The sequence below is a fragment of the Candidatus Endomicrobiellum pyrsonymphae genome, from assembly GCF_020328025.1.
Taxonomy (GTDB): Bacteria; Elusimicrobiota; Endomicrobiia; order Endomicrobiales; family Endomicrobiaceae; genus Endomicrobiellum; species Endomicrobiellum pyrsonymphae.
The window spans coordinates 1-12110 of record NZ_JAIXMZ010000038.1 but is presented as its reverse complement, the minus strand read 5'-3'; the positions used below and the strand labels follow the sequence as shown (position 1 = coordinate 12110).

Annotated in this window: 11 protein-coding genes; 6 read left to right on the top strand and 5 right to left on the bottom strand. The window is 38.2% G+C overall.

Features of this window, described 5'->3' with window-relative positions:
• From LE180_RS04365 to LE180_RS04355, 3 genes are all read left to right on the top strand, one after another.
• On the top strand, window positions 1-600 hold a 600-nt coding region (locus tag LE180_RS04365; protein ID WP_374134248.1), incomplete at its 5' end, for a hypothetical protein.
• 342 nt (window positions 601-942) lie between these two features.
• On the top strand, window positions 943-1449 hold the full coding sequence (locus tag LE180_RS04360) for a hypothetical protein (RefSeq protein ID WP_374134247.1): 507 nt from the start codon (window positions 943-945) through the stop codon (window positions 1447-1449).
• A gap of 80 nt (window positions 1450-1529) precedes the next feature.
• A complete protein-coding gene (locus tag LE180_RS04355) occupies window positions 1530-2708 on the top strand; it encodes a class I SAM-dependent rRNA methyltransferase (protein ID WP_374134246.1) in 1179 nt (392 codons plus the stop codon).
• A 188-nt stretch (window positions 2709-2896) separates the two neighbouring features.
• Here LE180_RS04355 and LE180_RS04350 read toward each other — a convergent pair whose 3' ends face one another.
• Window positions 2897-4588: a SulP family inorganic anion transporter gene (locus LE180_RS04350; RefSeq protein ID WP_374134245.1), complete on the bottom strand. Its 1692-nt coding sequence runs from the start codon at window positions 4586-4588 to the stop codon at window positions 2897-2899.
• Between the two features lie 150 nt (window positions 4589-4738).
• Between LE180_RS04350 and uvrA the strand changes: the two genes are divergently transcribed.
• The 3 genes from uvrA (at window position 4739) to LE180_RS04335 (ending at window position 10011) form a co-directional block, all read left to right on the top strand.
• A complete protein-coding gene (uvrA, locus tag LE180_RS04345; RefSeq protein ID WP_374134244.1) occupies window positions 4739-7552 on the top strand; it encodes an excinuclease ABC subunit UvrA in 2814 nt (937 codons plus the stop codon).
• Window positions 7553-7783: 231 nt separating this feature from the next.
• A complete protein-coding gene (locus LE180_RS04340) occupies window positions 7784-8512 on the top strand; it encodes a DNA alkylation repair protein (RefSeq protein WP_374134243.1) in 729 nt (242 codons plus the stop codon).
• Window positions 8513-8832: 320 nt separating this feature from the next.
• Window positions 8833-10011 (top strand): HD domain-containing protein, encoded by a 1179-nt coding sequence (locus tag LE180_RS04335; protein WP_374134242.1) that lies wholly within the window; start codon window positions 8833-8835, stop codon window positions 10009-10011.
• A gap of 21 nt (window positions 10012-10032) precedes the next feature.
• Here LE180_RS04335 and LE180_RS04330 read toward each other — a convergent pair whose 3' ends face one another.
• The 4 genes from LE180_RS04330 to LE180_RS04315 all read right to left on the bottom strand — a co-directional run.
• Window positions 10033-10296 carry a hypothetical protein gene (locus LE180_RS04330; RefSeq protein ID WP_374134241.1) on the bottom strand — a complete coding sequence of 88 codons (264 nt, stop codon included), beginning with the start codon at window positions 10294-10296 and terminating at the stop codon, window positions 10033-10035.
• Window positions 10297-10300: 4 nt separating this feature from the next.
• Window positions 10301-10645 (bottom strand): hypothetical protein, encoded by a 345-nt coding sequence (locus tag LE180_RS04325; RefSeq protein WP_374134240.1) that lies wholly within the window; start codon window positions 10643-10645, stop codon window positions 10301-10303.
• Window positions 10635-11123, bottom strand: coding sequence for a hypothetical protein (locus LE180_RS04320; RefSeq protein ID WP_374134239.1), 489 nt, complete (start codon window positions 11121-11123; stop codon window positions 10635-10637). Before LE180_RS04320 ends, LE180_RS04325 begins: the two co-directional genes overlap by 11 nt.
• A gap of 147 nt (window positions 11124-11270) precedes the next feature.
• Window positions 11271-12110 (bottom strand): hypothetical protein (locus LE180_RS04315; RefSeq protein ID WP_374134238.1); only part of this gene is annotated, 840 nt, incomplete at its 5' end.

The window sequence follows — 12110 nt, the reverse complement described above, 5'->3', positions numbered from 1 at the left end:
ACGACGGCACCGATGTCTCCATCGTATTCATCTTCGCCGGCTGTGGTGACGAAGATGAATACGATGGAGACATCGGTGCCGTCGTTGCAGGAGAGGGATGTGAAGGTGAAGGAGATGGAGCGGAAGCGACTGCCGAAGAAGGTGATAGATAAGATGCTGAACACAGAGAAGGCGCAGGTGGCGGAGGTGGTGAAGGAGGTGATGTCGGAGTGGAAGCTGCCGTCGGAGATAACGTCGATGAGGCTGGAGGCGATAAATGGGTCGTCGCCTAAGCTGAAGGAAGCGGTGACAGCGCACGTGAAGGCGATAAGACATGAGGTGGTGATGAGGGCGAGGTTGGCGGTGAGGAAGGGAGTGATGAAGTTGCCGGTAATGGCGTGGCCGGAAAAGAAAAAGGCGTTGTCGAAGATGGGGGTGGTGAAGGAGGTGGTGGAGGCAGTGGTGGCGATGGATGCGAGGACGGTTGAGGAGACGTTGATAACGGAGGCGTGGGCGATGATGAATAAATTTAGATTTCCAGCAGTAGAATCATCATCATCATCTTCATCTTCCTCCTCCACCCTTGACTCAATTTTTGGTCCCATCATAAACTACTTTTAATTTTTTGACTTTGAAACAACAACATCAGCAATGACAAGAACAAGATGATAATGGAACGACCAACCAGGAACCGTGGATTGAAATTGATGCAGATGAAGTTATGAAGTTGAGTGGCTCAGCTACACAGATATCCTGCCAAGTTTTATCGCAAGCCTTCTTAACTCTAGCGTGAGCCTGATTAAGTTTAACGTGAGCCTCAGGAAGTTCTTCCTTCTCAGTTTTAGAAGATTTATGAGTGGCATTATATCATGATGACGCACAGAGAAACGCAAATGTAGCGACCTGGAGCTAAGCTCCCTGGAACTTAGTTCCCTTGTGCCGTGCAGTTATAACCCACGCAAAATGAACGATAAAGGAAAGATCGACCTTACAAAATCGATGAGGACTTTGTCCTTTAAGAGGTTCAATTTAGCAGAAATCCCTGTAATAAATCTAGACAACCAAATTCTTGCTGAACGCCAGCGAATAGCTATTTTGATAGAACTAGGCAGAGGTGACGAGGTTCTAGATGTCAGTGTGCCAAACAGACAGCTCAAGAAAAAAGAAGCAGACGAATATCTTTTGCGTTCGAACAAGAACACCGGTGATTGGAACGTTGATATTTTAGGGGAATCTTTTAATTTTGATTTTTTAAAAGAGGTAGAATTTAACGATTTTGAGCTTGATAAAATCTTTGAGATGTTTTTAAAAGAAGAAGAATTTAACGCGCAAAAAGAGTACGAAAATATTAAAGAGGCGATGACGAAGAAAGGCGATGTATATATACTAGGGCTAGGGGATCATCATCTGGAGACTATGGTAGAGAGGCTTTGTGAGTCTCGTAAAACAAAAATAATAAATTTTCTATAAACGATCTTGCCGTAAGTAATGTGACAGGTCGTTTTCTCTTTATGCTACAATATATATACTCAAACAAACAAAGGGGTTGTATGAAAAAGATTATACTTAAAGCCGGCGATGGCAAAAGAATTAAAAATGGTCACAAGTGGGTTTTTTCAAATGAGATTAAACAGGTTGAGGGAAGTCCTGCGTTAGGTGATATTGTTTCTTTATACGATAATGCTGAAAGTTTTATAGGTTTGGGGTTTTATAATCCGCGCTCGTTAATAGCTTTTAGACTTATTACGAATAAAGAAGAAAGTATAAACGAGTTGTTTTGGAAAAAGAGAATAGAGGAAGCAAAACTTCTAAGAGAGAATGTATATCCAAAAGAAAATTCGTATAGGGCGGTTTTTGGTGAATCAGACGATATGTCCGGAGTAATTTTGGATAAATACGAGGATTATCTTTGCGTACAATTTGTTTCTGCCGGCGCAGATAAATATAAAAATGATATTTTGGAAGCAGCAAAAAATGTTTATAGACTAGAAGGAATTTTTATAAGAAACGACGTAACTTTAAGAAAACTTGAAGGGCTTGATCTTGAAAACAAAGTTTATTACGGCGATATTCCAAACAATATTATTATATCGGAAAACGGTATTAAATTTTATACAGACTTAGTAAACGGTCAGAAAACCGGTTTTTTCTTTGACCAGAGAGACAACAGAGCAAAACTAGCAGCTTATGTAAAAGATCAAAAAGTTCTTGATTGTTATTGCCACAGTGGGGCATTCGGTATATATGCAAAAAGAGCCGGAGCTAAAGAAGTTGTTTTTGTTGATTCGTCTCGTGTTGCTCTTGAAATGGCAGAAAAGAACTACTCTTTAAACGGATTTAAAGATTTTAACGGCATTGAAGCTGATGCTTTAGAATATTTGATGTCGCAGGAAGCAAAGTCCGCTAAATTTGATATTGTAAATATTGACCCGCCAGGTCTTATTAAAAGCCGTAAAGATTTTAATGCCGGTTTTAAACATTGTGTTAAAATAAATGAAGCTGCTATGAATCTATTGAACTCCGGTGGAATTTTGGCAGTGTCGTCATGTTCTCATCATCTTGGTTTTAAAGAATTCAAGGACGCTATACATCAAGCGGCAGCTAAACTTAAGAGGAAAGCTCTTATTCTGGAATATGGTTTTCAGGCAAAAGATCATCCTGTTTTAGCGTCTATGCCGGAAACAGAATATCTTAATTTTGCAGTTGTTGTAATGAAGGGTGTGTGCTGAAGAAGCGCAGCGACTGAAGTATCCAAAAGAGTAGCTATTTCGCTACGCTCAATATGACAAAAGAACGGATTCTTCATGCTTCCAACTTTCAGAATTTATGACAACCACCTGATATGACCGCTATGTTCCCGTCGACTTGACCATCTTGAGCAAGAATTTTTGCTACTTTTGTAAAAGTACGGAAAGCTTCACTTTTTTATATGAAATGTATTACTGTATTCTTCTAGATATGTTATATAATCTTTTGCTTTTCTAAATGCAGTGTTTATATTTAATGCAATATTTGCTCTGCCTAAAATATCAATAAACCCATAGTTTTTTAACACTTTTATAGGCTGTTTTTGTATCTGGCATAAAATAAGGCCTGTATTTGATAAAACGCATTTTCTATAGATTTTGTATAGCGCGTGATATCCTGTAGCATCCATAGCGGGTACTTTTCTCATTCTTAAAATTATAACTTTACAGTCTTTTATTTTTTCTATATATTCTACAAACCTACTTGTTGCTCCAAAAAAGAACGGACCGTTGATTTCATATACAGTTACACCTTTTAAGTTCTTTTTCTCTTCAAGATATTCGTAGTCAATACCTTCATAGACATCGTCTTTTGCGGTATCAATATTTGCAATGTCAGACATTCTTTTCATAAATAAAAACGACGCCAAAATCATTCCTATTTCAATTGCGTAAATCAAATTTACAAAAACTGTCAGTGAAAATGTTGTAAGTAAAACCAAAGAATCGCTTACAGGCGCTTTAAAAATCTCTTTAAAGGCGCTAAAGTCCATCATTCTATACGCTACGGTAAACAATATTACGGCAAGCGTTACCATTGGAATAAAAACGATGTATTTCATAAATACAAGTAATATTATAAGTATAAAAATTGCGTGCGCTATTCCTGCAATTGGCGTTCTTCCGCCATTATTGATATTTGCCGCGGTTCTTGCTATCGCGCCTGTGGCTGGAATACCGCCAAAAAATGCAGACCCTATATTTGCTATTCCTTGCGCCATAAGCTCAGTATTTGATATATGCTTTTTTCCTATCATGCTGTCTGCAACTACAGCAGATAATAATGATTCTACGCCTGCAAGCACAGCTATAGTTAAAGCTGGTTGAAATAATTTTCCTATAATCTCAAAACTTAACGCGGGCATTTGAGGTGAAAGCGCCATTGATTTTGTTATATCTCCGAAACGTGAGAATATTGTGTCGATAGGAAGATTGAAAAATTTTACAGTTAATGTCGAAAATATAAGCGCTGCCAAAGGAGCTGGAAAGAATTTGAATTTTTTAGGATAAAACATTACAAACAATAAAATTGATATTCCCATCACAATCGTCGAAATGCTTATATTGCTAAGATTTTGAATATATAGCGTCCATTTATCAATAAAGTTTGCGGGAATGGATGTAAGTCCTAATCCAAGAAAATCGTTAATTTGCGTTGAAAACAAAACCACGGCAATGCCGCTTGTAAAGCCTGTTGTTATGGAATCTGGAATATAACGTATAACTTTACCAAATTTTAGAAGTCCCATTACTATCAAAAAGATACCAGCCATAGCTGTGGCTGTTACTAGACCGCTTGTTCCGTATTGTTGCAGTATTCCATAAACTATAATTACAAAAGCGCCCGTAGGACCGCCAATTTGGACGCGACTTCCGCCAAAAAATGAAATCAAAAAACCTGCCACCACGGCAGTTATGAGTCCTTTTCCCGGAGCAACCCCGGACGCGATGCCAAACGCTATTGAAAGAGGGATAGCAATAAAAGCAACTATAAGACCGGCATTTATATCTGCGAGGATACGAGTGGATGTAAATTCCTGAGGTCTATTTTTTATTAGTGTAAATAATTTTGGTTTAAACATTTGTTTTTTAGTTGAATAAGTCTAATAAAATTTTCTAGTTAACGCTATTGTACACAACAAAAATATTTTGGGCAATACTTTTGTTATTTTAAAACCATATATGCTAAAATTTTATACATAAGCGATACTTTAATTTTCAGAAGGAAAAACATGGACATAATAAAAATTCGCGGAGCTAGGCAGCATAATTTAAAAAATATAGATCTCAATATACCAAAAAACAAGCTTGTTGTAGTTACAGGTTTGTCAGGTTCTGGGAAATCATCTTTGGCATTCAATACGATTTATGCCGAAGGACAAAGAAGATATGTAGAATCTTTGTCTGCATATGCAAGACAATTTTTGGAACTTATGGAAAAGCCTGACGTTGATATTATAGAAGGTTTATCGCCTGCAATTTCAATAGAGCAAAGAAATCCATCTCATAATCCGCGCTCCACAGTTGGCACAGTGACAGAAATTTATGATTATTTAAGACTTTTGTTTGCAAGAGTTGGCGTTCCTCATTGTCCTAAATGCGGAAAAACAATTAAGCCTCAGTCTTCTCAGCAAATTATCGACGAAATTATGAAACTGCCCGATGATACCATGATTAATATATTTGCGCCGCTTATTAAAGGAAGGACAGGAACTTATGAAGAACTTTTTTCACGCCTTACAAAGAGCGGATATTCTAGAATAAGAGTTGATAAAAATGTTTATATGCTTGAGGATAATGTAAAATTAGACAGATATAAAAAACACACAATAGATATTGTAATAGATAGAATAAAGCTTAATAAAGATTTACGTTCGAGGGTTGCGAGTTCTGTAGAAACTGCTTTAAAGGAATCAAAAGGAATACTATCTGTTGCGATAGTTGAAAATAGCAAGTCAATATCTGAAACTGTTTACAGTGAGCAGTATGCTTGCGCGGATTGCGGTATAAGCATTGCTGAAATAGAGCCGCGCTTATTTTCTTTTAACTCTCCGTTTGGAGCATGTCCTGAATGTACAGGATTAGGAAATAAAATAGAAATTGATGAAAATTTAGTAGTGCCAGATAAAAATCGTTCTGTAAAACAAGGCGCTATTATAGCGTGGTCTGAGCCGATAACGACAAGAACTAATAGATGGAAAGGTAGCTGGGGCGGATATTATTGGGAGCTTCTGTCTGAAGCTGCAAAAAATAATAAAATTCCTTTGAGTGTTCCTTGGAAAGAACTTACAAGAAAACAGCAAGAGATTCTTCTCTATGGGCAAGACGATTTTGAAGGCGTTATAACAAATATGCAACGTAGATATACCGAAACAGAATCTTCTTTTGTAAGGGAAGAAATTTATAATAAATATATGGACGTAAAACTTTGTCCGTCATGTAAAGGTCAAAGACTGAAAAAAGAAGCTCTCTCAGTTTTAGTTAGTGATAAATCAATTACAGATATTACAAAAATGTCCATCGAAAAAGCGTTCGATTTCTTTAACAATATTGAATTTAGTGACAAAGATAAGATTATAAGCAAGACCATTTTGAAAGAGATACGCGAGAGATTGAAATTCTTGAGTAATGTTGGTCTGGGATATTTAAGTCTAGATAGACAGAGCGGTACTCTTTCAGGTGGTGAAGGGCAAAGAATACACTTAGCAACGCAGATAGGCTCAGGTCTTACAGGCGTGCTGTATGTACTTGACGAACCTTCTATAGGATTGCATCAGAGAGATAATGACAAACTTTTAGAGACTTTGATAAAACTTAGAAATTTAGGCAATACTTTAATTGTTGTTGAGCATGACGAAGATACTATGCGCATCGCAGATCATATAATAGATTTAGGACCCGGAGCCGGAACGCGCGGCGGATATATTGTCGCAGAAGGTAACGCAAAAGAAATAATGAAATCTAAAAATTCTCTAACAGGACAATATTTAAAAGGGACTTTGCAAATACCTGTGCCAAAAAAGAGAAATCAGCATTTGAATAAATGGCTTACGGTAGAAGGCGCTCAGCAGTTTAATTTAAAAAATATAAACGTTAGTATTCCGCTGGAGCTTTTTGTATGTATTACTGGAGTTTCCGGTAGCGGTAAATCTACTTTGGTGCACGAGATAATATATAAAAATCTCGCTCATGAATTGTATCACGCAAAAGAAAACCCCGGAAAATTTAAAAGTATGGAAGGACTTGAGTATATAGACAAGGTTGTAATTGTAGATCAGTCGCCTATAGGAAGAACTCCAAGATCAAATCCTGTAACTTATACCGGAGCATTCTCAATAATAAGAGATTTATTTACGCAAGTTCCTGAAGCTAAGGCAAGAGGCTATCAGCCCGGTAGATTTTCTTTCAATATAAAAGGGGGAAGATGTGAGAATTGTCAGGGCGATGGCGCTTTAAAAGTTGAAATGCAGTTTCTACCTGATATTTATGTTAAATGTGATGTTTGCGGCGGGAGAAGATTTAATGAAGAAACTTTGCAGATAAGATATAAAGGCAAAAATATAGATGAAGTTTTAAATATGACGATCGAAGAAAGCGTAAAGTTTTTTGAAAATATTCCTGCATTAAAAAGAATTTTATCTACGCTTGAAGATGTTGGACTTGGATATGTAAGAATGGGACAGCAAGCGACGACTCTTTCAGGTGGAGAAGCGCAAAGAATAAAACTTTCTGCGGAACTCTCCAAAAGGGCTACAGGAAGAACAATATACATTTTAGATGAGCCGACCACGGGTTTACATTTTGCCGATGTAGGCAAACTGCTTGAAGTATTACAAAGACTTTCGTATGCTGGCAACACGGTTTTGGTTATAGAACATAATCTTGATGTTATTAAAACTGCTGATTGGATTATTGATCTAGGACCGGAGGGGGGTGAAAGAGGCGGGAAAATAGTTGCCGAGGGTACTCCTGAAGACATAATGAAGAATGCTAAATCATTTACGGGATATTACCTAAAAAAGTATATAAATCGTCATGGACAGTAATATAAAAAGAGAGAGGAGAATAATGCTTTTAAATTTGTTGGTGTACTCAATTATTTTCGGTATTTTCTACACGTTAATATTCTTATTGCTTCACAAAGTAAAATTTCTTAAAACAGACTTTGCTCCATTATTCTTTTTTACTTCAATTATGTATCTTACGCTTACGTTTCTACTAAAGAGATACATCGACTTGTAAAAAGTTTTTTATAGTTTAGTGATTGTGAAAATAATATGAATAAAAATTTTACAGCATTGTTTCTAAAAGATTTAGAAAAACACAAAGATGAAGTTTTTGCACAGTGGGTTGCTAAGATTTTAAACATATGTCCCGGCGGATACGGCGAAGGCGATGTTTTACTTGGTTTGCGCGTTCCACAAATACGCGTTATAGCTAAAAAATATTGGAAGAATATAAATCTAAAAGAAGTCGAAAAATTGTTACGGCATGAAATCCACGAAGTAAGGCTTGCCTCATTAATGATTCTAGTCGAAAAATATGCAAAAGCAATCGATGTTGATAAATATGATATTGTTAAAATATACTTAAACAATTCAAAATACATTAATAACTGGGATTTGGTTGATTTGTCCGCCCCAAACATATTGGGACATTTTTGGTATTTGAGCGCTTCTTTAACGGATTTTTGGAAATATGCTAGATCCGGAAATATTTGGAAGGAACGAATTGTCATGGTTTCGACTTTTTATTTTATCAAGCAAAATAGATTTGCCGAAACGTTAGAACTTGCAAAAATGTTTTTGACCAACAAATATGATTTGATACATAAAGCTTCAGGCTGGATGCTTAGAGAAGTTGGCAAAAGAGATATAAAAACTCTAATTACATTTTTGGATAAATATTCTCATGTTATGCCAAGAACAATGCTTAGATATTCTATTGAAAAATTTCCTGAATGGCAAAGAAAGTTTTACTTAGAAAAAAATTCTCATAGTTTGTAAAAAGATTAGCGGTGTCTTTGCGATGAACAAAATGACGAAGCAATACGGCATTGTTGTTGATACCGCTATTAAGTACACGAGTGGGGTGTATTGTGTCGACTGACATGTTGGTGAGTATGAATTAAGGAAGCAAGATATAACTGAAATAAATGTTATAGAAAAAAGCGCAATGAAAGACAGGCATATGCTAATAACAAAGGTGTATTTGACGGAGATGAAGGATTTAAAGAAAAGAGAGAATATCCAAAAACGTTTCATAAAATGTGTCTAAATGGTATTAATGTAGAGTTAGTTGATTATAATTAATTATTGGAAAAAAAATGATAACAAAAGATTTGATTTTAAGAATTTTCTCAGCTGCAAATATTTTAAGATGGAACGATCATATTCGTCCTTTTGATTTTTTTGAACTCGATAAACAAGCGCATAAAATGATAATTGCTTATATCGTTGCGAAGTTTGAGGAAGAAGATGGTAAATCTGTTGATTGGATAAAACTTATTGAAGGCGGTATTTTTGAGTTTTTTCAGAGAATAATGCTTACGGACCTAAAGCCTGAAGTTTTTCACGAGATAATGTCAAAAAAAGAGCAAGAATTAAACAGATGGATAATAGAAAATTTAAATGACGATTTGTTCGCTTTAAACGGCGGTTTTGGAGAAAGATATTCAAAATATCTTTTGGATTATAGTTATGCTAAACAAGAAAGAAGAATTTTAAGCGCGGCTCATTGTCTTTCGACAAAATGGGAGTTTGGTATAATATATCCGTGGAATTCAATGATTTACGACATAGAGAAAACAAAGCAAAAAGTGGACGACAGTCTTGCTAGTTTTGACGATTTATCAGGCATAAGAAAATTGGTGTTTAATAGAAAATATTATGGTTTTTTAGACTTATGCGGACAGCTTAGATTTCAACAAAGATGGGCGCAGGCTTTTAGGATACCAAAAACATCTGTGCTTGGACACATGCTTACGGTAGCAATTTTTTCATATCTGTTATCGATGGAAATGAATGCTTTAGGGAAAAGAAGGTATAATAATTTTTATTCTGCTTTGTTTCATGATCTTCCCGAGATTCTTACAAAAGATATAGTGTCGCCTGTAAAATCTTCAATATCCGGTCTTGAAGATATAATAAAACAATACGAAAGGAAACAGGTTGACGAAAAAATATTGCCGTTAATACCCCCAAGCTGGCATACAGAAATGAAATACTTTATAGAAGATGAGTTTTCAGATAAAATTATTGAAAACAATAATGTAAAGAAAGTTGACAATGCGGCAAAGTTTGCCGACAATAAATATAACGCTGTTGATGGAAGTTTGATTGAAATGTGCGATAAATTATGCGCATACATTGAAGCCTCAATGGCATTGGAATATGGCATTAAATCTTCAATTCTGATTAAATCAAAACAAAAGCTTTACGACAAGTACGCCAAAATCAAAAAAAATAATTTAGACTTTAAACAACTATTCGACTATTTTTGCTAGCGATGCAACCTATCTTGAGAGTCAATAGGCTTCCTGTATAAAATTTTTGAACTCTCCATCCTCATACTCCGTGGCAATGCCTTTGGCATTGCCACCACTTTCAGTGAAAGAGTAATTTATTGTTGCCATGTATTGTCTTGAGACCCAAACCTGTAGGATGATAACTATAGCTTCGGACATAATTAGTTTTGACGATGATATTAATATTTTTTGAGGTTCATCCGAACTCGTAAGCTTATCTAGGGACGAAAAGTTCGAAACGTCTGTCACGCGCGCTAAAATCATCTCCTTATTTTATCTCCGGTATATCATTCGTCTCATCAAGAAACGTCCTCGGCATGAAAAAATTCACCGCCACCTTTATCAACGTCAACTCCAACGACCCCAGCGACGCCTTCTTCAGCCTCGTCAGCTCATTTTTCGTCTTCTTCACCACCACGTTTACTGTCCTCCACACCACACTATCAAGCATTCGTGTCAGTGACACCGGCAACTTCGCACTCATCGTCACCGCATCCATGAGCATCCTCTCCAGCACCTCCGCTATCTTATTCCCCGCCGCCCTCTTCGCAACCACCTTCAATACTTCCTCTATACATTCCACAATATCCTCCATCTTATCGTCAGTCGGCATTCCCCTTAACGCCAGCTTCGCCTTTTCCCACTTGTCGTCCGTGAAGAGGTGCAACTTCGATCCGTTCCCGGGGAGTAGAAACCATTTGGTTGTAGTCATCGCCCTCTCTCCCTCCCTCCAAATTCTCATCCACCACCATCATCGGCATAAGCTGCATCGTTTTCTCACAGAAGCCATTCACACATATCTGATGCCGCGTCGCCCTCCACTTCGCAGTCTCCTTCCTCCACTCTTTCATCGCATCCGGCTCCTTATTCAACCCCCTCCCCTTTACTATAATCGCTGATATCTTCATCAGCAACTTCTCATCCGCCTTTCCCAACTCTCTCATCGCCTTCTTCAATTCCTCGTCGTCACTGTTTCCGTTGTCGAGGTTGAGGTCGCCTTCGCTACTGCTTTCATCGCCTCTCTCTTTCCCGAGCCGTAAGAGCTGCATTTGAAGATGGTGCTTGAATTCATCTCTTTTATCGTCTGTCATTTTATCGATTTCATCGTCTTTCTCTTTCTCTTTTTCTCGCTCTGCCTCGCTTTCTTTGTGGACGCTTTCAGATGATGATGACGATGTTAATGTTGATAATGGACCACTATGGTTTGCTAAATGATATGGTAGTGATGGTAGTACTGTTTATTTTTTCTTCATCGCATTTCTCATCGCCTCAAACGCCACCTTCGTCATCGCTCTCATCATCTCTAGCACTTTTATATTCATCTTGTCTTTCGCCCAAATCCGCACCTCTTTCTCCACCACCACGTTCGTCGCCCCCGCCAGCACTATCTGCTCATGCGTTGCCGCTTCCGTCCCCGCCAGCCTCGCTAGCGTAGCCCTCGCCCACGCCTTATTTTCTTCATTCAGCCTCGGATCAACATTCGCCAGCGTAGCCTTAGCCTCCGTCACCTGCACCTTCGCCTCCCAATCCTTCCCCATCAGCTTCTCCTTCAGCTTCCCTTGCATACGCAGACTCACATCATCGGCCAGATAAAATAGCGCCTGTTCCGTATTCCTTGTCAGTGTCTTGTCTCCTTCCACATCATCCCAACCCCAGACCACATCCCCACACGATATCAGCCTCATCGCATCCCTCTCCACACCCTCTTCAGAGTTATACTTAAATCTCTCTCTCTTCTCCTTCTCCAGTAGCTTCTTTATCACCTCCGGCGTCTTCTCCATCGCCGTCCTCGTTATCGTCTCTTCCAAATTCCTTATCTCCATTATCACCTTGTCCACCTCTGTCGCTCCCAGCTCCCTCACCCTCGCCAACGCTATCTCCTTCGTCGACTCATCCACATCCGCCACACTCAAATCCTTCCTCTCCTCCCGCAACTTCCGAACTGCCTCCGCCATCGCCCAAATCTCCTCCCGCTCCACCAGCGCTTCCGTCACCGCCTTTGTCTCCTTCAGCTCCTCCTCCGTCAGCACTAAGGGTGTGCTTGGTCGTTTGGGGTTATCGTCCTCCACTTTCTTTGC